Source organism: Fulvivirga lutea, from assembly GCF_017068455.1.
GTDB lineage: Bacteria > Bacteroidota > Bacteroidia > Cytophagales > Cyclobacteriaceae > Fulvivirga > Fulvivirga lutea.
This window is the reverse complement of sequence record NZ_CP070608.1, coordinates 822,849-845,268: the sequence shown is the minus strand read 5'-3', so window position 1 is coordinate 845,268 and position 22,420 is coordinate 822,849. Positions and strand designations below refer to the sequence as shown.

At 39.0% G+C, this 22,420-nt stretch carries 20 protein-coding genes; 10 read left to right on the top strand and 10 right to left on the bottom strand.

The annotated features are described in order from the left end of the window. The first annotated feature begins 42 nt into the window (after positions 1–42). The gene (locus tag JR347_RS03955) at positions 43–2,772 is read left to right on the top strand and encodes a T9SS type A sorting domain-containing protein (protein ID WP_205722756.1); all 2,730 of its coding nucleotides are present in this window, start codon (positions 43–45) and stop codon (positions 2,770–2,772) included. Positions 2,773–2,837: 65 nt separating this feature from the next. Here the strand turns inward: JR347_RS03955 and msrA are convergent, their stop codons facing one another. The 4 genes from msrA to JR347_RS03935 form a co-directional block, all read right to left on the bottom strand. Next, on the bottom strand, positions 2,838–3,365 hold the full coding sequence (gene msrA / locus JR347_RS03950) for a peptide-methionine (S)-S-oxide reductase MsrA (protein WP_205722754.1): 528 nt from the start codon (positions 3,363–3,365) through the stop codon (positions 2,838–2,840). Between the two features lie 78 nt (positions 3,366–3,443). Beyond that, positions 3,444–3,926, bottom strand: a complete 483-nt coding sequence (locus JR347_RS03945) for a hypothetical protein (protein WP_205722753.1) — start codon at positions 3,924–3,926, stop codon at positions 3,444–3,446. Continuing rightward, positions 3,916–6,246, bottom strand: a complete 2,331-nt coding sequence (locus JR347_RS03940) for a 7TM diverse intracellular signaling domain-containing protein (protein WP_205722752.1) — start codon at positions 6,244–6,246, stop codon at positions 3,916–3,918. The genes JR347_RS03945 and JR347_RS03940 overlap by 11 nt, the downstream gene beginning before the upstream one ends. Before the next feature lie 2 nt (positions 6,247–6,248). Beyond that, entirely contained in the window at positions 6,249–7,349 is a 1,101-nt protein-coding gene (locus JR347_RS03935) for a 6-phosphofructokinase (RefSeq protein ID WP_205722751.1), read from the bottom strand. 65 nt (positions 7,350–7,414) lie between these two features. Between JR347_RS03935 and JR347_RS03930 the strand changes: the two genes are divergently transcribed. Genes JR347_RS03930 through JR347_RS03920 form a run of 3 tightly spaced genes read left to right on the top strand, consistent with a single transcriptional unit; the run spans position 7,415 to position 9,977 of the window. Next, the gene (locus tag JR347_RS03930) at positions 7,415–8,275 is read left to right on the top strand and encodes a TPM domain-containing protein (protein ID WP_205722749.1); all 861 of its coding nucleotides are present in this window, start codon (positions 7,415–7,417) and stop codon (positions 8,273–8,275) included. Between the two features lie 14 nt (positions 8,276–8,289). Further along, the gene (locus JR347_RS03925; RefSeq protein WP_205722748.1) at positions 8,290–8,940 is read left to right on the top strand and encodes a TPM domain-containing protein; all 651 of its coding nucleotides are present in this window, start codon (positions 8,290–8,292) and stop codon (positions 8,938–8,940) included. Further along, positions 8,937–9,977 (top strand): saccharopine dehydrogenase family protein, encoded by a 1,041-nt coding sequence (locus tag JR347_RS03920; RefSeq protein ID WP_205722747.1) that lies wholly within the window; start codon positions 8,937–8,939, stop codon positions 9,975–9,977. The genes JR347_RS03925 and JR347_RS03920 overlap by 4 nt, the downstream gene beginning before the upstream one ends. On the opposite strand, the gene JR347_RS03915 is transcribed toward JR347_RS03920, so the two are convergent. Then, entirely contained in the window at positions 9,974–10,366 is a 393-nt protein-coding gene (locus JR347_RS03915) for an acyl-CoA thioesterase (protein WP_205722743.1), read from the bottom strand. The two genes, JR347_RS03920 and JR347_RS03915, sit on opposite strands and share 4 nt — an antisense overlap. Before the next feature lie 59 nt (positions 10,367–10,425). On the opposite strand from JR347_RS03915, the gene JR347_RS03910 reads away from it, so the two are divergent. Beyond that, positions 10,426–10,998 carry a DUF3592 domain-containing protein gene (locus JR347_RS03910; RefSeq protein ID WP_205722742.1) on the top strand — a complete coding sequence of 191 codons (573 nt, stop codon included), beginning with the start codon at positions 10,426–10,428 and terminating at the stop codon, positions 10,996–10,998. Positions 10,999–11,184: 186 nt separating this feature from the next. Then, a complete protein-coding gene (locus tag JR347_RS03905; RefSeq protein WP_205722741.1) occupies positions 11,185–13,809 on the top strand; it encodes a DUF5916 domain-containing protein in 2,625 nt (874 codons plus the stop codon). On the opposite strand, the gene JR347_RS03900 is transcribed toward JR347_RS03905, so the two are convergent. Beyond that, on the bottom strand, positions 13,806–14,471 hold the full coding sequence (locus JR347_RS03900; protein ID WP_205722740.1) for a uracil-DNA glycosylase family protein: 666 nt from the start codon (positions 14,469–14,471) through the stop codon (positions 13,806–13,808). The two genes, JR347_RS03905 and JR347_RS03900, sit on opposite strands and share 4 nt — an antisense overlap. 35 nt (positions 14,472–14,506) lie before the next feature. Here JR347_RS03900 and JR347_RS03895 point away from each other — a divergent pair, with 35 nt between their 5' ends. Then, positions 14,507–14,725: a hypothetical protein gene (locus tag JR347_RS03895; protein WP_205722739.1), complete on the top strand. Its 219-nt coding sequence runs from the start codon at positions 14,507–14,509 to the stop codon at positions 14,723–14,725. Here the strand turns inward: JR347_RS03895 and gldB are convergent. Further along, positions 14,722–15,744 carry a gliding motility lipoprotein GldB gene (gene gldB, locus JR347_RS03890; protein ID WP_205722738.1) on the bottom strand — a complete coding sequence of 341 codons (1,023 nt, stop codon included), beginning with the start codon at positions 15,742–15,744 and terminating at the stop codon, positions 14,722–14,724. The genes JR347_RS03895 and gldB overlap by 4 nt on opposite strands. A gap of 71 nt (positions 15,745–15,815) precedes the next feature. Between gldB and JR347_RS03885 the strand changes: the two genes are divergently transcribed. Next, positions 15,816–16,451, top strand: coding sequence for a porin family protein (locus tag JR347_RS03885; protein WP_205722737.1), 636 nt, complete (start codon positions 15,816–15,818; stop codon positions 16,449–16,451). Here JR347_RS03885 and JR347_RS03880 read toward each other — a convergent pair. Next, complete coding sequence (locus JR347_RS03880) at positions 16,448–16,696, bottom strand: hypothetical protein (protein WP_205722736.1); 249 nt, start codon at positions 16,694–16,696, stop codon at positions 16,448–16,450. The two genes, JR347_RS03885 and JR347_RS03880, sit on opposite strands and share 4 nt — an antisense overlap. Before the next feature lie 146 nt (positions 16,697–16,842). Here JR347_RS03880 and JR347_RS03875 point away from each other — a divergent pair, with 146 nt between their 5' ends. Then, positions 16,843–17,757: a bile acid:sodium symporter family protein gene (locus JR347_RS03875; RefSeq protein ID WP_317192620.1), complete on the top strand. Its 915-nt coding sequence runs from the start codon at positions 16,843–16,845 to the stop codon at positions 17,755–17,757. Continuing rightward, positions 17,757–18,782 carry a lysophospholipid acyltransferase family protein gene (locus JR347_RS03870; RefSeq protein WP_205722735.1) on the top strand — a complete coding sequence of 342 codons (1,026 nt, stop codon included), beginning with the start codon at positions 17,757–17,759 and terminating at the stop codon, positions 18,780–18,782. The genes JR347_RS03875 and JR347_RS03870 overlap by 1 nt, the downstream gene beginning before the upstream one ends. A 6-nt stretch (positions 18,783–18,788) precedes the next feature. Here JR347_RS03870 and JR347_RS03865 read toward each other — a convergent pair whose 3' ends face one another. Beyond that, complete coding sequence (locus tag JR347_RS03865; protein ID WP_205722734.1) at positions 18,789–21,932, bottom strand: AsmA-like C-terminal region-containing protein; 3,144 nt, start codon at positions 21,930–21,932, stop codon at positions 18,789–18,791. Positions 21,933–22,023: 91 nt separating this feature from the next. Beyond that, positions 22,024–22,383: a hypothetical protein gene (locus JR347_RS03860; RefSeq protein WP_205722733.1), complete on the bottom strand. Its 360-nt coding sequence runs from the start codon at positions 22,381–22,383 to the stop codon at positions 22,024–22,026. Positions 22,384–22,420: the final 37 nt, after the last annotated feature.

Here is a 22,420-nt window from a genome sequence, read left to right as displayed (position 1 = left end):
TGCTATTGAACGCCTATTCATTGGTACTAAATAGTTTGAAGGATGAAGAAAGTGTTAAGTGTCTATGTTGTTCTGTGTTGGTTATTATCAGTTAGCAATACTGCTTACTCCAAAGATTGTGGAGTTAGTTGTTTTCATTCCGAAGTGCTAAGTGCAGAATCTTCAGGTGAAGGTTGCACTACGTATACTTTGCAAATTACAGCCGATGGCAGTTGTAAACATGCGCTATCTCACTATTCTGTAGGGTTACCTACTTGTGCTGAAATTACCAATGTATCTAATTCGGAAAATTGGAAAATTGAGTATGGCACCGACCCTACTAGCGGCATCAGTGGCTTTAAGGTTGATGACATTCAGGGCTTTGGTGAAGAGCCAGGTACATTTACTGTTACTTACACATTATGCGAAGGTTCCTGTGATTCCGGAGCAGATTGCTATGCGCCACAAGTAGCATATAAGGCAGCAACATGTGTGTACTATGAAGATGTAGAACACAGCTGTACCAACCTTGAAGCGGATTTAACAGTGGTTCAAAACAACTGTACTGATGATTTTTCAGGTTCCATTTCAGTAAACATTATTGATGGTGTTGAGCCTTTTTCATATGCATGGTCTAACGGTGCATCCGGCTCCGACATTAACAATTTACCCAATGGAGAATACACTGTAACAATTACAGATGCAACTGGCGAAACACTGGAATTAAGTGCAGAGATAACTTCTCCGGAAGCTATTACAATAGATTTTATAATCACTGAAGCATCATGCGCTGGTCAAACAGATGGCTCGGTTGATGCAACTATCTCGGGCGGTGTAGCGCCTTATACATTTTCATGGTCTAACGGTGTTACGAGCGAAGACTTGCCGGCCGTGGGTGGTGGTTATTACTTATTAAATGTAACTGATGCCAATGGCTGTACTACCACGGCTCCTGCTTTGGTAGAAAACTCAGTATTTATCAATGTAAATGGAAATGTAACCAACACTGGTTGCTCTACTGTTAATGGTTCTATTGATATAACTATCGATGGTGGTACTGGTCCCTATACTTTCCAATGGTCGAATGGTGACGCTACGGAAGATTTATCCGGACTTTCACAAGGCAATTATAATGTAGTTGTTACCGATGCCAATGGATGCTTTTCTTCCCGAAACTTTTTTGTAAATGAAAATAATCCGATCAGACTGTCAGCGGTAAGTAGCCCAACAGCATGTATAGAAGATAATAGTGGTTCCATTGACTTAACTGTTGTGGGAGGCGAAGAGCCTTACACATTTAACTGGTCGAATGGCGAGGCAACAGAAGATATTTCGAATTTGGCAGCTGGTCAGTATTCTGTAACAGTAACAGATGCTACGGGTTGCGATATAAGTTCCACTTTTAGAGTTCAGACTAACACGTTTCCGGCCAACAGTATTGTTTCACAACCAACATGTGCCGGTGCGAATGATGGAAGTATTGAACTTATAGTTTCCGGAGGCACACCACCATATACCTACAATTGGTCTAATGGCAGCACCGCTCAAGTTGTAACAGACCTTGAGCCGGGATTATATAATCTAGAAATAGAAGATGCATCTGGATGTACCAAAAGTCTTGCTTACTTCCTGGTAGATCCGAGTCCGGTAACTATATCTGCCGCAGTATCTAATCCAAGTTGTGAGCAAGGTGATTTTGTGATAAGCGTTTCGGGATCTGGAGGAACAGCTCCGTATACCTTCGATTGGGACAATGGCTTAACTGGCAATGTAATTACAGCACTCGATTCAGGTATGTATGTAGTTACTATGTCTGATGCCAAAGGCTGTACAATAACCCTTGAAGTGTATGCAGGAAATGAAGCGGCTTCATGTAAAAATGATGATGGTGGTGATGACGATTCTGGAGATGGTTCAGGTGACGATGGTAGCGGTGATGATTCTGATGGAGGTGATGATGGTTCAGGAGATGGAAGTGGGGATGATTCCGGGGATGGTGATGGAAGTGGAGACGGCTCAGGAGATGGGGGTGACAATGGCGATGGTAGTGGTGACGACTCTGGAGATGATGGCTCAGACGATGATCCAGATGATGGAAATGATGATGGTTCAGATGACAACACTGATTGTAACAATCCTTTTGACACTGAAATAAGTTTAATTGAAGAATCTAACGGCTGTTATACTTATAATGCGGTTATTACTTATAGTGGAAACAAAGTACATGGATTATCGCATTGGACAATCAATACAACTTGCGGTAGTTTGTCAGACGTTTCAAACTCCGAAAACTGGCATATTGAATATGGCCTTGACCCAACCACTGGTCTAGACGGATTTAAAGTTGATGATATCAATGGTTTTGGGGAAGGTAGTTTCTCAGAACAGTTTGAAGTGACATTTACTATTTGTAGCTCCGACCCTGATTGTATCAATGAGTTAGAAAATGGCGGATTTGAAGTAGCATATAAATTCGGGCAGTGTGTTAGTTATGAAAATGTATCAACGGAAGTTGACTGGTCTGAAAGAATGGAAATAAATGCGTATCCAAACCCATTCAGTGGTAGTTCAACGGTATCGATTTATACCCCAAAATCTACTTCTGTTAAAGTAGAAGTATTCAACAGACAAGGTTTGAAGGTCAAAGAGTTGTACAATGGTCATTCAAGTGAAAACGAAACACTAGATATACGATTCGATGCCTATGATTTGCCAAGTGATGTGTACACCTACAAAATCTCAACAGATTATGGAGTGAAACATGGTAAGATAATACTTGCAAACCACAACTAAGAGACCATTATTCTCTTACTATCAGCTAAACATACAGCAGCTGGAATAGCCGGGCTAACCCCCGGCTATTTTAGTTTCTCAGCAAATACAGATTTCACTTTATCAACTTTAGGCTTTACTACAAAAGTGCAGTAAGGCTGGTCTTTATTGTCGTTGTAATAATTTTGATGATAATCTTCAGCTGGATAAAACTCTTTGGCAGCACTTATTTCAGTTACAACAGGATTACCAAATGCATTGGCCTCGTTTAACTTTTGTTTGTAAGCCTGTGCCAGTTCTTTTTGCTCCTCATCCAAATAAAAAACAACCGATCTATACTGAGTTCCAACATCTGCCCCTTGTCTGTTCAAAGTGGTAGGATCATGCGTTTTCCAGAATATTTCCAACAACTCTTTGTAGCTAACTACTGCCGGATCAAAATCAAATTGAATAATCTCTGCATGGCCCGTCAGACCACCACATACCTCCCTATAGGATGGGTTTTTTACTTTCCCGCCCATGTATCCTGACTGGATATTAGAAACCCCTTTGATTTGCTGGAAAACTGCTTCGATACACCAAAAACAGCCCGCTCCGAAAATTGCTTTGCTCATAGAATAACTTGTTACTTCTCTACAACCAATTGGTGACTATGATAGTTTCGAGAATGGATGAACCCTTAAGGTTGGGATCTAATTAATTGGGTCTGGATAATACTTATCAATTGACAAGGCATAATCATTAAATTGCTCTTTAGAGATATCTAAAATGTCATATAATATAAATTCTCTAGCTATTATTGGCGTAAATTTTTCGTAGTCCTGAGCAATCTTGTAATCTGAAACTATTAATCTATTAAATACTGTCTGCCACTCTTCAAAAATTCTTTCAAATTTTTCATGATTGCTATATTGGTTTAGATCCTTTTTAACTAAGTAAATAAGCTTAATTATCTTTTCTACTTTATCATCAATTTCTTCCAATGATTTGCTGTTAGACTCGTTCTTGATTCTTTTCATCTCTGACTGCATTCCGGCTTTATATCGTAGAATATCTTCCAACTTTTGCTCATTTATCAAAGCTATTCTATTTGCTACATGTACATCGGCCTCCATATCAGAGCAGCCAAAAGCTAAGAATAAACAAATTATTACAAATAGTGATCTAAGATTCATTGTTAATTTCATTTGGTAAAAACAAACTAAAAGTAGTTCCTTTCTTTGGCTCCGAAGAAACACTTACCCTTCCTCCAAGTTTAGTAACCGTTTCTTTAACAATATAAAGCCCTAAACCAGTGCCCGAAGTGCTTTCACTCGCTCGGTAGAACATGTCAAATAATTGATCATGGTGCACCTTGTCTATACCAGGGCCATAATCTTTAATACTAATGTTTACCTTTTTCTTACTTATACTGGCGTCTATTTCAATGATATTCTTTTTGGGTTTAATGCAGCCGTATTTCAATGCGTTGCTCAATATATTCCTTACTATCACTTTCAACCGCATTGGGTCTGAATACAATTCAGCCTTTTGATCAATGTTCAATTGAACGTCTACTTTTTCTTTCTCATAGATGTACCTCAGGTCTTCAAATACATTAGCCATAACACTTTTCAGGTCTACCTTTTCGCGCACATTCTCCGTTCTGGCATTACGTGAGTAGTCAATAATATCCTTAATAAACTGATCGAGCCTTTTGATGGAAGTCTCCATCATAGTGTAATATTTTTCCTTCTCTTTAGGGTTTTGCTCTAATCTGGAAATATTAATCAGACCTAAGACAGAAGCCAAGGGAGCCTTTAAATCATGCGAGGCGCTATAGACAAAACTGTCAAGCTCCTGATTCACCTTCTTAAGCATTAAGTTTTGATTTTCAAGCTTGTTTTGCCACTCAATTCGCTCAGTTATATCTGCTGAAAACAATGAAACTCCCCGCACTTCATCGTCCTGAAAAATTGGAAAGGTTTTAATTTCGTAGTGCCGGGTTTTATTGCCTATTATGTATTGATCATAATAAGTTCCGGGTTTGCCTTCCATAGTGGTATCGTAACGTACTTTCCACTGAACTTTAAGGTTTTGCACTGGCATTTGGTCAATGATGCTTTTGCCTAGTTCAAGCTTCTGATCATACGCTGCCTCCCAACCTTTTGCAAAAATGTTATTGTAGTCTATTAACTCATACTTATTGTTAACTAGCCAAATAGCATTGGTGTTATTGTCAATGATAGACCGGAGATTACCTTCCTTTTCAGCTAAAAACTCCGTTCTGATGGCCACCTGCTGCTCTAATTCTTCGTTCTTTCTTTTGATAAGCTCTTGCTCTTCCTGTTCCTTTTTAAGTAGTTTTTTATAGTACGAATTTATTCTTACCCCTACTCCATAAGACAAAACTATTACGCTGATACCATACCCCAGATGTATGGCATATTGTGAAATAAAACCGTAAGGCAGAATTCTGAAAAGACTGAGAATAAACCATACGATAAAAAACCCAAACAATATATAAGCTACCAGAAAATAGCCAGCCTGTGGTACATTTTTTCTTTTTGCCTGAATTGATGTGGACACCATCAACAAAACCTGAATAATACCATAAAGTCCTAACAGGTCAAAAATAATATCGTGTTCTAGTTGAAGAAGGATAATCCCACTTATGCCCACCAGAAACATGAAGCCTACATTCAACTTATAGAAAACGGACGACCATTTCTTAACATCTAAAAACATAATCATAAACATAACGCCCAGCACATTTGATGCTACTGCCGAGGCTGCATCCTGATAACCCTCTTTCCACCTTACCCAGGCATGCAAGAATTCTCCTGTAATTCCATCGCCAGCACCTGTGAGTAGAGCCACAAAAAAGATATACCCTGCATAGTAGGCAAACATTCTCTGACCTGTAGTTATAAGAAGCAGCACACTATAAATGAAAAGTATGATCATTCCTCCATAAAAAAGGCCAAGAAAAAACCGCTCTTTACTTATGCGCTCCGTGTAAACATCATGCTTAATCAGTTTGGCATCCAGGGTAATTTTAATGGCAGCAGTAGCCTTTATCAAATACTCTTTTTCAACTTCGGGTGCCTGTTTTAAGAAGAAACTGTGTTTGTGGCTATTAATAAACCGCTCTGTGGGATGAAAACCTATGCCGGACCGAAATACCTGATCTTCATCATGCAGCAAGAGTTTATAAATTGTAGGGTCTACAAACTGTAGGTAATAACTCTGATTCTCGTGGTGCGTGTTCAATACCTTTAGTTTGAGCCATATTGCCTGTTCAGAGGCATTTGTTCGAAGCCCGGTAGAGGGTACAGGTTCAAATTCTCGAAGCTCCACTTCCTCTTTTGTCAATGAACCGGTTTCATCGATAAAGTAATAAAAATGAAAGTTCAAATTGATTTCTTCCTGCCCTTGTAATTTTACAGGCTGTTGTGCTACGGTATGTTCCGATAGTAAAAAGAAAAAGCCAATTATGAACAGAACTGAACGCATACCTAATCACCAAATGACATACCAATACCTCTTGCTGCTTCTACCATGAAAGAATTTTTATCCACCAGGTTATAAGTGCTTATCGCCTCTTTTATGTTCACCGAAGTGATTTTATTGTTTCGATACGAAGTCATTTTACCGTATTCTTTATTCAATACCATCTCAAATGCTTTGACTCCAAACATGGTAGCCAAAATTCTATCAAAAGCGATGGGTGTTCCTCCTCTTTGAGTATGACCCAACACCATTTCTCGAATATCAGCTTTGCAGCCCGCTTTCTTTAATTGTTCCGATAACACAAAGGCCACTCCTCTCAACCTTAAATTGCCATAACCCACTTCATCACTTTCTTCCGCGGTAACTGTTCCATCTTTTGGCTTTGCACCTTCTGCTATTACAATGTTTACAAATCCTCTACCATCTTCATACCTTTCATTAATTCGCTGAACTACTTTGTCAATATCATAGGGAATTTCAGGAATTAAACAGACTTCGGCACCACCGGCCATAGCTGTATGTAGGGCAATCCACCCCGCATTGCGGCCCATCACTTCCATGATCATTACGCGATGGTGACTCTCAGCAGTAGTTACCAGTTTATCAAAACTATCAGTAGCAATTTGCACAGCGGTACGAAAACCGAAGGTAAAATCTGTAGCCGATAGGTCATTGTCGATTGTTTTAGGAACACCTACAATGTTTAACCCCATTTCAAAGAGCTGCTGAGAAATTCGCTGCGACCCATCCCCACCGATATTTATAACCGCCTCAACACCTAGTTCTTTAATTTTTTTTACAAGCTCATCCGAGCGATCTGTAACCACTACTTCGCCACTCTCATTTTCCACTGCATATTCAAAAGGATTCCCTTTATTCGTTGTTTTTAGAATGGTTCCACCCTTCACATGAATTCCAGCCGTAGTTTCTCCATTTAACTTCATGAGCCTCTGAGGTGTATTCAGTACTCCATTAAAAGCCTCGATGCTACCAATTACCTCCCAGTTACCTTCGCGACTAGCTCTTTTTACAATTCCACGGATTACCGCATTTAAACCAGGACAATCACCTCCACCGGTTAGAACCAACAATTTCTTTGTAGCCATAAGAGCAAATTTTTAGATTCATGAATTTAATGATTATTTGTTAAGTTTATATTGAACTCTACAAGATGATCAGACCGAACCATTTATTTATTCTCTGTTTACTTATTCTATGTCCTTTTATTACCAAAGGACAGGATGTTCAACCCATTCCACAGCTTTGGGCAAGAGTAACAGATCAAACCAATACCTTAAGTAGCGGTGAAGTTCAGCAACTTGAAAACCGACTAGAATCACTGGAAAAAAGTAAAGGCAGTCAAATAGCTGTTCTGATCGTTCCAACTACAGGCCCCGAGCCCATTGAAGATTACTCTATTCGGGTTGCCGATAAATGGAAAATTGGAAGAGAGGGCATAGATGATGGGGTCATTCTCCTCATAGCCAAAAACGATAGAAAGCTTCGGATTGAAGTGGGCTATGGTCTTGAAGGAGCCATCACTGATTTACAGTCGAAAAGAATTATAGAAGAATATATTACACCCAACTTTAAACAAGGTGATTTTTATGGTGGCATTAGTGAAGGTGTAGAGGCGTTGGCAGGACTTATTGCTGGTGAAGAACTTCCTGAGCCAACCAATTCAGATTACACTTCGAGTGAAGATGGTTCTGGTTGGTGGTTTGCAATATTTATGTTTTCCATGGTAGTTGGTGGAATAAGCTCAAGTAAATACGGGAAATGGAAGGGTGCTGGAATTGGAGCGGTGGTAGCCTTTCTTACAGGCACTCTTCTTATTGGTCTTTTTGCAGGAATTGGCATTAGTTTTTTCCTATTTATAATCACAGCTCTTTCTGGTGGTGGTGGTGGGGGGGGAGGCCGATATTATGGTGGTGGATATAGCGGAGGTGGCAGCAGCAGCTTCGGTGGTGGTGGTGGATTCAGCGGTGGCGGTGGTAGTTTTGGTGGTGGAGGAGCCTCAGGTAGTTGGTAACTTGAAATAATATTATGGCCAGACAATTTGAATTTACACAGGAACAGAAAGAAGCTATTAAAAAAGCCGTTCAAAATGCCGAAAGTAAAACTTCAGGTGAGATTGTCCCTTTTTTCGTGTCGGCAGCAGATAATTATGAGGAAAGCAACTTAAGAGCAGCTATTGCATTCGGAATTTTTGCTTTAGGCAGTGCAGCCATGTTATCTTTTAACTGGCACTTACCTTTTACTGTTACCCCCTGGGAGGTAAGTTTGTTTACCTTGGTAATGAGTGGAATAGGCTATCTGCTTTCAAGAAACATTGACTTCATTAAGAAATTATTCACCACTCCCGAATTAATGCAAGCCAAAGTTGAGGAACGAGCAGCTCGGGAGTTTCTGAACCATGAAGTTTTTAATACTGAAAATCGAACAGGTATATTAATTATGGTTAGCCATTTTGAACACATGGTTGACGTTTTGGGTGATTCAGGCATCAATAAAAAAGTAGAGAGCAGCCAGTGGCAAGAGGTTGTTAAGTTGATTGTGGAAGGAATAAAAAATAATGACCCCACTGCGGGCATTATTAACGGAATAAATAAATGTGGTGATTTGCTGGAAGCTTCAGGAGTACATAAACCTGAAGGAAATAGTAATGAACTATCGGATGATATAAGACTAGGATGAAAGATATACTGATTTACGGCTCTTACGGCTACACAGGGAAATTAATTGTTGAAGAGGCATTAGCGAAGGGGTTAAAGCCTACACTAGCCGGAAGAAATGAAAAAGCGGTTAAAGCTCAGGCCGATGAAACCAAATTGGACTACCTGGTTTTTGATTTAAGCGAAGAGGACAAACTGAACAAGGCTCTCGCTGACCATAAAATTATCATTCATTGTGCAGGCCCATTTATTCACACTGCTGAACAAGTGGCAAAAGCTTGCATTAAAAACAAAACTCACTACCTCGATATAACTGGTGAATTTCAGGTATTCGAGGCGTTGAAAAATATGTCATCCAAAGCTGAAGAAGCTGGCATTATGCTTTTACCAGGCGCTGGGTTTGATGTAGTGCCATCAGATTGCCTGGCCAATCACCTAAAAGCCAAATTACCTACAGCTACTAATCTAACATTGGCCTTTACAGGTCTTGGTGGTGGACTGTCCAGAGGCACTGCCAAGACGATGGTAGAAAATTCTCATGAGGGGCAAACTGTTAGAAAGAATGGGGAATTAGTAAGTTCTTCCATATCCACTGCTAACATTAATTATGGCGAGTTTGAACAGATATCTTTAGGCATTTCATGGGGAGATATTTCATCGGCCTATTTTAGCACAGGCATTCCCAATATTGAGGTATTTATGGGTTCACATGAAAAGCAGATAAAACAAGTAAAAACAATGGCCTGGTTCAGGCCACTTTTAAAACTGCGCTTTGTTAAAAGCTATCTGCAAAAGCAGATTGATAAAAAGCCTGCCGGCCCAAGTGATGAAAAACGTGAAAAGGGAAAAATGTTTTTGTGGGGTAAAGTTTCCATTGGTAACGAGAGTGTTGAAGCAAGGCTTAATACACCTAATGGTTATACACTCACAGCCAGCACATCGGTATTGATTGCTAAGAAAATATTGGATGAAAATTTTAAAACTGGATTTCAAACACCAGCTTCTGCTTATGGCTCTGGTTTGATTTTAGAAGTGCCTGATACAAAACTTACTGACTAACCCTTACCCAAACGATCTTTCACATAGGTAACCTCCGTTTTACCATGAGGTTTCGGGTTGCCCTGTTCATCCAGGCTCACAAAAACAATTCTATCAATAGCCAATATGGTTTTATGAGTGAGCTTATTTCTTACTTCACATTTTATGGTGAGTGACGTTTTGCCAAAATTTGTGGCCTCCATGCCCAATTCAATAATATCTCCTTGTTTGGCCGAGCTCACAAAATTTATCTCGGATATAAACTTTGTTACACACCTGTGATTCTCCAACTGTATAATGGCGTAAATAGCGGCTTCTTCATCGATCCATTTAAGTAAGCTCCCTCCAAAGAGGCTGGCATTAGGGTTTAGGTCTTCTGGCTTTACCCACTTTCTTGTATGAAAATTCATAGAAATAAAATTAGCCCATTCAAATTCCGAATAGAAAGGAATTACCTTAATTTTAAGTTATGGCCGTTACCGAAGACCAGAAACAGAAAGTAAAGGAGCTTTTATCCGAAGGCAGAAAAATTGAGGCCATTAAATGGCTGAGAGAAACTTTTAGCATTGGACTAAAAGAAGCCAAAATTCTTGCAGAGCATATTGAAGAGGAAATGCACCCTTCCGAGTTTAAAAGCCCAAGCTTTACACCGAACGCCCGCAGAGATAAAATGGGCAAGCGTATTACGGCAGTTTTTGCCATAATCGGTTTAATTATGATGGGCTTTGCTATTGTTGATGCTTCAATAGATTCTAAGTTGGCCAGCACAGGTATTGAAACAAAGGGCAAAGTCATTGACAATCCGGCCCAGCCAGTAATTGAATATTCTGTGAACGACAGTATCTATTATTACTATTCAACTACATCGAGCAGTCCACCAAGCTATTATATTGGAGAGGAAGTTGATCTGTTTATCAATCCAGATAACCCTAGTCATGTGCTAGTTAATACATTTACTGACCGATGGTTACTCGAAGCAATTCTTGGCGGGATGGGTTTGATCTTCACGCTCGTTGGTCTGTCGGTGAACAAATTATCATAATCAATTTTGCCATTTTGAAGGCCACACCTTCAAACTTCTTCGTAATTACAACTTTCCGAGTAGTGTGGTGACCCACTGATTGTGTGCACAGATGATCCATTTATAAAAGTATTAATGCCGTTTGTCGAATAACGATAACAAGCGCACCAATATTTCAGTATCAAACAGTGTAACTCAATCAACCCAATGAAAAAAACGCTTGTCGGCTGTTTATTGTTATGTGCCACTATTAACCTATTCGGCCAAGCCGATGCGCCTGTTAATACTTACAATACCGTTCGACTAGTAGGTGATGCTCCAAGAATAGACGGCTTGATTACAGATGCATCCTGGGATCAAGCCGAGTGGGGTGGTGGTAATTTCGTTCAAAGATCTCCGATCGATGGTGCCGAACCATCTGCGCAAACCAAATTTAAAATACTATACGATTCCAAAAATCTCTATATCGCCATTAGAAACTATGACCCTGACCCCTCAAAGATTGTAAGCCGATTATCGCGAAGAGACGGATTTGACGGTGACCGAGTGACGATCATGTTTGATAGCTATTTCGATAAAAGAACGGCCTTTTCATTTACTGCCTCCTCGTCAGGTGTGAAAGGCGAAGAATATGTTTCCAATAATGGTGAAAACTGGGATGAAAAGTGGGACCCTATTTGGTATCTGGAAACCAGTATTGATGATCAGGGTTGGGTGGCTGAGATGAGAATACCTTTAAGCCAGTTGCGTTTCGCAAATAAGCAAGAGCATGTGTGGGGCATGCAAATTTCCAGGTATTTCTTTAGAAAAGACGAATGGTCGCTTTGGGAGCCAGTGGCACTGGATGCTGTTGGGTGGGTGCATCATTTTGGCGAATTGAGGAATATAAAAGGTGTGAAGCCTCAAAAACAATTAGAAATTCAACCTTACATAGTAGCTAAAACTGAACGCCATTTGAGGGAAGAGGGAAATCCTTATGCTACGGGAAAAAGCTCTGATGTTGAAGTGGGGATAGATGCTAAAATTGGAATAACCAGCGATATCACTTTAGACCTTACCGTAAACCCTGACTTTGGGCAGGTGGAAGCGGATCCATCGCAGGTTAATTTAACGGCCTTTCAACTTTTCTTTCCCGAACAAAGGCCCTTTTTTCTTGAGGGCAATAATATTCTCACTTTTCCGACCAGCACTAATTTTGATAACCTCTTTTATTCCAGAAGAATTGGCCGTAAACCACAAATAAGAGTAGATACAGATGAAAGTGGAAATGATGATGTCGATGAGTATGTAAATGCCTCTGATAATTCAAGGATTCTAACCTCCATGAAACTAACCGGCAAAAACAAAAACGGCTTTTCATGGGGCATATTGGAGTCCATCACTCATAAAGAATCTGCTGAAATAGATAGTCTTGGAATAAAAAGAGAGGAAACCATTGAACCGGGCACAAATTATTTAATTGGTAGAGTGCAGCAAGATTTGAATGAGGGCCAAACTGTTTTTGGTGGAATGGTGACGAGTGTAAACAGAAAAAACGAAGAAAATACTTATGATTTGGTGGATAACGCATTTAGTGGAGGACTGGATATAACGCACTTTTTTAATAATAGAAAATATTCCGTTGCAGGTAAAATTGCTGCCAGCAAAGTTGATGGGTCATTTAGGTCTATCACCCGCCTGCAAGAATCATCTGAAAGATATTATCAGCGTACTGATAATGATTATCGACATGTAGACACAACTAGAAACTCATTAAGTGGTACATCAGGCACGGTGGAGTTTGGGAAAAGAAGCGGAAAGCTACTTTTTAGTTCCGCATTATCCTGGAACTCCCCTGGCTTTGAAATTAACGATGTTGGGTTTTTATCACAGACCGATCAAATCTCGAACAGATCATGGATAAGATACCGCATCGTGAAGCCTACAAATCTATTTAGAACCATGAGAATAGATGCCCGGCCTATTCAAACCTGGGATTATGGTCATAATTTATTAGACCGAAGAATTGAGTTTGATTCTTATTTTCAGTTGAAAAATTATTGGGAAGTAGGATCCGGTGGCCATACTGAATTTTTTAATGCATCGAATGCCGATTTACGTGGTGGACCAAGCCTTGTTTACCCTAATTCATCGTCCTATTGGATTTGGGCCGCCACTGATAATCGTAAAAAAGTACGTTTTGAGCTGAACCCCTGGTGGCGTTGGTCGGATGAAAATTTCCGATCTACCAATGGTTGGTGGTCGAGACTAACTTTGCGCCCAACCAATGCATTGAATGTGAATTTCACAGGTAGCGTCAGTTGGTCGTCTAATCAATTGCAATACGTTGCCACTAAAGAATTTAATGGTGAGAATCGCTATTTAGTAGCTAACATAGACCAGACCATTTATAATGTGTCTTTGAGAGTAACCTATGTGATCACTCCTAACCTATCCATTCAATATTGGGGACAGCCTTTTGCGGCATCGGGTAAGTATTCGAACTTCAAGAGGGTTACGAATGGTAGCGCTTCCGAATATCGCGATAGATTTCAGTTACTTAATACCAGCATGGCAGAAGATGCAGATGAAATTAACATAGATGAAAATAATGATGGTATCACTGACTATTCTATTAGCAACCCCAATTTCAACTTTGCACAATTTCAATCGAACATGGTTTTGCGATGGGAGTATATTCCGGGCTCTACATTATTCCTTGTTTGGACACAAAGCAGAAATGAGTCGCCTTCCACTGACAGATATTCCTTTGATCATTTGTATAACTCGCTATTCGAAAAGTATCCGAATAATGTGTTCCTGATTAAATATACCTACCGTTTCGTGCTTTAACCCAGTAACTCCTTTTTGTATAATTCCAGAAATTCTCCTAACCGTTTCAATCTGTATTGCATAACCCAACGAGGATGTGGTAGTGGTCTTATTTCCTTAAAGAATTTGTGCTTTTTGTTGAGCTGTTTTAGGTAAGCGACATTTTTACCCTGACCGATACTGTAAGCAATATCATTCGCCCCAAAGTCTTTCTGTTTTTGCAATTGATCTACATTATAGTCATCCAAGGCTTCCTGAAGTTCTTTTATATCGTAGTAATTCAAATTTTTACCGTCTTTGGTAAAACCCACAGGGCAAGCTGAAGTAAAGTAAAATTTAGAATAGAAAAACTCCGCACCTCCCAATCTGTCGATCATTTGATAAACAAAATTAGATGAGAGTTCCTGCTTTCTATCGAAAGAGTTTTCTATCCCCAACTCTTCTTCTAACCTGATAGGATCTGTAAATGGTATACCTGTTGTTCCGCCTCCTAACCGTCCGGGATTTATCCCAATAAGAAAAGTTCTTGGGTTAGTATCATTAAAGAACTTGTTATTAAAATGTTCAACAATAGTTTTAACCGTATCATCAGCAAAAGGATCCAGTATTTCTACACCTTCCGGTAAGCCGGTTGGCAGCTGCAAGTTTTTATAAAAATGTATAACCTTTTCCCCGAATGTCATCGTAAATACCTTTAACCTCTAATTTATAAATTATTATGTATCTGCTTATTGGTATAGTTTCAGCGGTATTGGTGCTTCAAATAGTATTGTTTTTTATGATCAGGGCAAAAAAGAAGGAAGAAAGAGAAAACAACGTGCTACTGAAATATGACATTAACTCACCAGCTGATGCCTTCAAGAAAATGAACGACATGTCTATACCGGAAGAAGACCGGCTAAAAATTGAAGAGCTTTATCAGGGTAAAGAGTCCTAGAAAATGCCTCCTTTATCAGGCTTAAATTTCGATTCTTTGAATAATTGTTGAGGGCTTTCCATTTGCATCATTTCAGGAAGCGAAACGTCTGGGTGTTCAGCCATATATTTTCTCACAATTTGCCAACCTAACCAAGTGCCTATTCTACCCGGAGCTTCATCACCAATTTCATAAGTTTTGGGCCTATCATCAATATACTTCTTCTTCACCATGTGATTGGTCTCAAAAAGTAGCTCATTCTCAACAAAATGAGTCCAGATAATATCAACATTCTTTCTTGACCCTACGATTTCCTTAGTTGTATACCAGATGATTACACTATCTGGCGTGCAGGGCATCATGTGCTTGGCAAAGTAAAATGACTTGCCATAAGATATCATATCTGCTAAAATGGTTTTATCCTTTACAGAAGTGCCATTGTATTCCGGTGCAATACCATTCAAAAGCATGATAGAAGGTACTATGTATTCTGGTGCGTAACGCTTTAATATATATTGATACATGTTGATTGGCCTATACTTTGCTCCTTGCCCAAGGTAATAATCGAGGCCAATGACAATTAGCGAATCAGAAACGTAAAGATCGAAATCCAAACCGGTAGCTACCGTTTTCACTTTTGGTATTTGGGCTTCAGGATAGTAATATTTCAAATGACTAAAAGCAGTATTCAAATCATCTTTCAGCTGGCTTAAATCACCAAACACTCTATCTATTTCCATTTGAAGCGTGTCAATGTGTGGGTTTGCATATTTCCTTAACAGCGTTTCCATCATCACCGAATCGTTGGGGTAGCTGCTTCGTCTCAAAAAATAGTTGGTAATTATCGGGTGATTGTTCAAGAAGCTCACCAAAGAGTCTTTTGATTGAATATCGAGCAAAACATCCTCTAGTTGCTCTATTTCAATGGTTGCATCATTCTTTAAAGCAGGTTGAAATACGCATTCTGTTTCATCGTTATTACTACAGGAATTTAAAAGCACGATGGCCAGCATACTAAACAACCATATCTTTCTCTTCATCAAACTATTCCTTTACTTTTGTTAAACATTGAAATAAATAACTGCGCTAAATAACCAAAAATTATCCTCTTATGAGAAAAATTGCATTGCTATTGTTCGTACTTCTGTTTTCTGTAAAAAGTTATAGCCAATTTAAGTTAGGGTTTCAGTTTTCGCCTGTATTGTCAGCAAACCGTGTGGACTATGAATCTGACACAGAAAGTATTGGTAGTGATGGTACTGCATTAAAAGTATCTTTTGGTCCTATCGCAGATTTTGCCATTACAGAGCATTACTATGTAAGTACGGGTGTATTATTCTGCTCTAAGAGAGCCGGTTTTGAAGGTCAGGCTGGTAATAGTCCAGCATCAACAGAGGAATATAACTTGCAGTATGTGCAAATACCTGCAACAATGAAATTATTCACAAATGAAGTGTCATTGGACAAAAGGGTTTACTTTCAATTTGGCGGCACGTTTGATTTTAATATTAAAGAAGAGGCCGATAAAGATGAGTATGTATTAGTTGAAGATTTTCGATTTTTTGATTTCACACTTTTAGCGGGCTTAGGGCTAGAATATCAGGTAGGTACCAGCACTATCTTATATAGCGGACTTTCTTATCATCGGGGACTAATAAATGCTGTTAGTGAACAGTTTGATGGATTGGGTGGAGACCTTACCTTAAAAAATGATTATTTCGCCCTGAATTTGGGAATTAAGTTTTAGGCGGACTTTCGGTTCACCATGTCAACTATTTGTCTTCTAGCAAAAGAAGGGTCATAGTTATTATAAAAGCCACTAAGTATTCTATGGGCAATGTGTGAATAGATTAATTCCTCGTCACTCTTGCCTTCTTTGCCTTGCCAAAACACCCTTTTAGGATGCTTTTTCATATCCTCAATGTATTCAACAGCTTTTTCGTATTGCTCGGGCGTATAGGTTAATTTAAAAGTTGTTTCTACTGTTTTCATCTTTCTACAGCTTTATTGTAGTACAAAATTTACTAACTTTTCTTAAAAAAGAAACCCCGTTTTAGAGGAAAAAGTTGCTTTAGGCTTCATTCTAAGCGAAACGAGACTACTTTTTGAAATATTAAAATGTATCTTGGCTAGCTGAAATTACAATTCTGTCACTCGACTCCGTACATATCGCTTTTGATGAAGACTCGCTCTGGCTGCTAAACATTTGTCTGGCCATTATCATGTTTGGGGTTGCTTTAGACATCCGGCTAGCTGACTTCAAGGCTTTGTTCAAAAGTCCAAAACCTATTATTGTTGGGCTTTCATCACAGCTTATTTTACTTCCGGTACTCACATTAATTCTCATTTATATTGCAGAACCTTTGCCCAGTTTGGCATTGGGAATGATGCTGGTAGCAGCCTGCCCGGGAGGAAATATTTCCAACTTTATGTCGTCAATGGCCAAAGGTAATATAGCTCTATCAGTAAGTTTAACTGCCTGTACCACCATTTCAGCAATTATTTTCACTCCATTAATATTTACATTGTTGGGCACTTCCTATGCGCCCACCAAAGAGTTATTGAAAACCTTTAGTGTCTCGATTAGCGAGGTAGCTTTTACAGTCACATTTATACTTGGTATTCCGCTAATATCGGGCATAATGTTTAATCACTATTTACTAAAATGGACGAAAAAACTGAGGGTTGTAATTAAACCTTTGTCAATAGCAATTTTTGTTGCCTTTGTAGGTGTAGCATTTTATAAAAACAAAGAAATATTCCTTAATTACTTTCAATACATTGTATACCTGGTGTTTGCCCATAATGCTATCGCTTTTCTTGGTGCCTATCTTTACTCGGGATTATTCCAACTTTCATTATATGATCGAAGATCTATTACGATAGAAACAGGTATTCAAAATTCAGGCTTGGGGCTTATATTAATTTTTTCTTTTTTTGATGGATTGGGTGGAATGGCAATGATTGCCGCCTGGTGGGGAATCTGGCACATTCTTTCCGGCTTAACATTAGCTACTTTTTGGTCTTACAAACCCGTTAGCCTTACTACATAATGCTTTATAATTTACTCAAGGCATATATTACCTTAGGGCTTAATACGTTCTTTAAAAAGCTTAAAGTATTTAATCAGGAGAACATTCCTGATAGTGGCCCCATCCTTTTTGTAGCTAATCATCAGAATGCATTGATTGACGCCTTACTTATTGTTACTCACAACAGGCGCAAAACCTATTTTCTAACTCGTGCGGATGCCTTTAAAAGTAATCTTGCAAAACCTTTTTTGAAATCGTTGAAGATGCTTCCGGTCTATCGTATGAGGGATGGCATTGCTACTGTGAATCAAAATAATGAAATATTCGAGCGGTGCTACGATTTGCTAAATAATGGCGATTGCTTGGGCATTTTCCCCGAAGGAAACCATGATTTAAGAAGAAGGCTTAGACCGTTAAGTAAAGGGTTTACGCGTGTTGCTCTAGGAACTGTAGAAAGATTCCAAACCCAATTGCACATTGTGCCTGTAGGAATAAACTATTCAGATCATCAAAAATTCCGGGGAAGTGTAAGCGTGTATTTTGGCAAGCCCATTAGAGTGAATGATTATTATTCAGGGGACTTTAACTCTGACAGTGTTAAGCTCAAAGAAGCAGTTAGTGAGAAACTTAAAAACCTGATTATACACATTGAAGACTTGGAAAAGTATGATGAAAGAGTTTCGGGGCTCAAAGCAGCAGGTGCAGACTTGCTAAATCCATTTGAATCAAATTTACGCTTAAAGAATCTTGCTGATTCGAAGCCTGTGGCAAGAACTAATGAAAGTGGCAATAGCTTTATTGCCAATATAGTCAGCATCAATAACCTGTTTCCTTTGTTGTTCTGGAAGTTAGTGCATAAAAAAATAAAAGACCCTGTTATGATTGCAACTTATAAGTTTTGCATCGGGGTCTTTATATTTCCAGTATTTTATTTATTCCAAGCCCTTACTCTCACTTTTTTTGTGAACGAATGGATTGGACTTATTTACCTAATTTTGAGTGTTTTCTCCGCCCCATTGTTAACGAGCAGAACTTTACTCAAATAATTTAAGTTATACAGCGTCTGCCTTTTTCCTGGCTTCAGCCATCAAATCATCTGCCTTCTTTTTGCTCTCTGCCTCAATTTTAGCGGCTTTTTCATCTGTTTCTTTTCTCAATTTTTTAGCAGCCTCTTCAGCAATCTTTTTCTTAATTGGATTACTACCTGCTTCTTTCACAAGATTATCAGCTTGTGCGTACCCTTCTTTACGAACCTTCTCAGCTGCCGATTTTCCCTCTGCAACAATCTTATCTGCCTTTTCTTGCGCTTCCGCCATTATTTTAGCACGCTGCTTTTCTTTTTCTTCTTCTACGCTGTTGCCAAGTTGCTTCTCAACCTGATCTTTAACCACCGCACCGGCTACATCTGTGGCTTTTACTGTTCCTCCAGTTGGTGCCATTAGCTTGTATTTCGGGTCATCATAGGTACCGCCAACACCAATAGGTAAGTTAATAGTAGAAGAACCAGCCGAGCCAGCACCATACTGACTAAGTAAGCTGTTTACCTGAGTACCTATTGCACCTGCTGGTAATTGCATATTCAATTTATAGTCCAATTTACCATCAACCGTTGTGGTACCTGAAACATTCGTAGTATAACTACCAATGTTAATGTCAAAAGGCTTTACTGTTAAGTTACCATTTTCAATGGTTGCGGATGTGGCTACATCTTTTAAGGTTACTTTATCACCACCGCTTTTAACCTTAGTAAGGCTACTGATTTCAGATACAAATTTTGGCTTATCCATCGCTGCTTGAGCCACCTCCAATAATCCGCCACCATTAATTGACTCGTACACTGGCATCATATCCTCACCTAACAATCCGGCAATTTTAAAATCTGTTGAGACGTTGCCACTCATGTTTTTAGCCAACGGCACATAGTTTTGAATCACGCTAAATGCCTCATAAGATTGACTAATGGACATGTCTTTAATGCCGAGTTTAAAATCATACATTGGCTTCGTAACATCTTTAGCATTATATGAACCACTCACGGCAAATTTTCCCCCTAGCGTATTAAATTTCAAATCGGAAAGATTGGCTACTCCATCTCTAATGATTACATCTCCTGATGCATTTGTTAAGGTTAAGTCCATAACCTTTACCGTTTGTATTTTGGTGTTCAATGTGAAATCAATGTTCTCAGGTATTTGTACTACTTCCATGGTTGAACTATCAGATTCGCTCACTGGTTCCGCTGCTTCTTCAGAAGTAGCACCCTCTTCCTCAGCCATAAATTCGTCTAGGTCAAGAAGGTTAGAAGTAAAATTCAAATTACCTTTTAACACCTCATTTTCATTTAATACATAACCTAAGTAATTGGATAGTGATCCTGACATAACCATATCACTCTTGCCAACAGTACCTACGTATTTATCTAATGATACTCTTTGCGGATTAAATGAGGCTGTGGCACTAGATATGGTAACATTGTAGGGTAATTCTGCGTCCTCATATCTGAAATCCGCAATAGTAAGCTGTCCACTAGTTGGCAAATTAGCATAGCGCTCCGCTTCCACATCGGCCATATTACCCTCCGTACTTATATTAGCTCTTATTTTACCAGCAAGTGTCATCCCTTCTAAAGGAAATACTTTAGTAATTTTTTTAAGGTCAATACCACCAGAGGCATCTGCTTTCCAGGTATAATTATCCAGGTTAGAGAAGGCTAGATTTGCACCAAACTTTTCGCCATCCATTGTCATGGTAAAGTCTTTGACGTTGGCTTTAAAATCTTTCATTACACCTGTTGGACTATTAACATCTGCCCTGAATCCCATTGCTTCCAATGCATAAGGGAGATCAGCCGATTTGATATACCCATCTTTTAACTCCATCAGAGCAGTTATGGCTGGTGTTTTACCACTAATGCTGTCATATACACCCCTGGCAGTAAGGTCAATAGTAAACACCCCTTTCATTGATAATCCTTCTACAGGAAACATGGTACTTAGTTGATCAAGATAGAGTGCGCCTTTAACCATCGCATCCATGTCGTAATCAACTAGATTAGCTACATATAATTTGGCATCAAAAGGGTTCTTACCGAAGTCAATGTGGAATTGCTTTAAATTGATACTGGTATTTTCGATTACTCCATCTTTATTATCCACTAATAAATCCATACTTATATTTGATACAGAGGTAGGTAAGTCTGGATATTGAAACATACCATCACTTACCTGAAGGCCTAAACTAAATGCAGGCAATGAAAGGCTGTCATATTTGCCTTTTACTGTACCATCAAACGACAAATTTCCTTCCGTTTTTATCGATCCAAAATCTTCAGTGTAAACTCCTGGGACTAAAGACAGGAGACTTTTAAATGTTGTCTCTTTAGTAGCATACGATAAGTCCATATCCATGCTTCCATCTTCATTTAGTGCGAGAAAACCATTAAATCCAAGACTGAAATCATTTACAGAAACTGTATTTTCTTTGAATGTATACCTGCCGTAGTTTTCACTGATATTTAATGTAATATCAGCATTAAGCTGCTTTTCTGACATATATTCGATGCCATCAAAAGTAACGGAGACAGATTCTGCCTGTGTTAATGTAGAAAGGTCAAATTGGTCTTGATTGAAATCGCCACTACCGCTGTGGTTGAAGTTTTTAATGTCTAATTTGAAAGGTAAGGTAGCATCATCATAAATAATGTTAGCCTCAACGATAGCCCAATGGTTAATGCCCACATTAAATTTTGAGGGTTCAGCAGACTCTGGCTCTGGTTCTGGAGTTTCCGTTTCTTCAGAAGGAACTGCTATATCATAATTGGCCGTTCCATCCTCCAATACTTTAATGTCAATCTGCGGTTTAATTAGCTCTATGCCATTCACTACAATTTGTTCCCCGAATAGGCTGAAAATATCAATCTCCACTTCAAACGACTCCACAGCAAACAATACGTGACCTTCGAAAGGAGCCCGGTTTACAACACCAAAATTTGATAGCTGTGCCGTGGCATTTGGAAAGTTGGTAAACAAGGAAATGCTAAAATCTTCGGGCGCCCATTTAATATCTGCATTCACTGATTCAGCCAGCACATCGTCAATCGCCTTTTTAATATCGTCTTTGTATATTATTGGAATTGCGACAGCTGCTCCCAGGATTAGAACTATAACTACACCGAGGATGATTACTAGCTTTTTCATCTATTTATTATTTACCATTAAATTGAATTATTCTCTTACCAAATTTAGCAAACTATTTAGTACTTATTAAGTGGCGTGAGAGTGGAAAGTTTTAGCGAGCCAAAATTATGGTGATGTCATCAAGATAACGTAGCTCTATTCGATCTGATGACTGATTAACAATGCTATAATTTAACACAAAGTTATTGTCGAGTCGCTCTAGAATTAATTCGGATGGAGTGATTTTCCAAGTTAAAGTAACATTTTCATTGCCGGGCAAGATTTCTGAATTAGCATCTGCATAGAACTTCAGTAACCCGGTATTATCACTATTAAATTGTATAGTGCCTGATCGTGCCTCCTCAAAAGCCTCAAAAGTAATGTGCCAATCGCCTTGAATAGAAGTCACCTCATCAGAGGACTCACAAGAAGAAAGAATCAGAATTGCTAAGGTAAATGTGTGCCATCGCATGCATCCATTAACGTACCCATTACAACCACATTGTGCG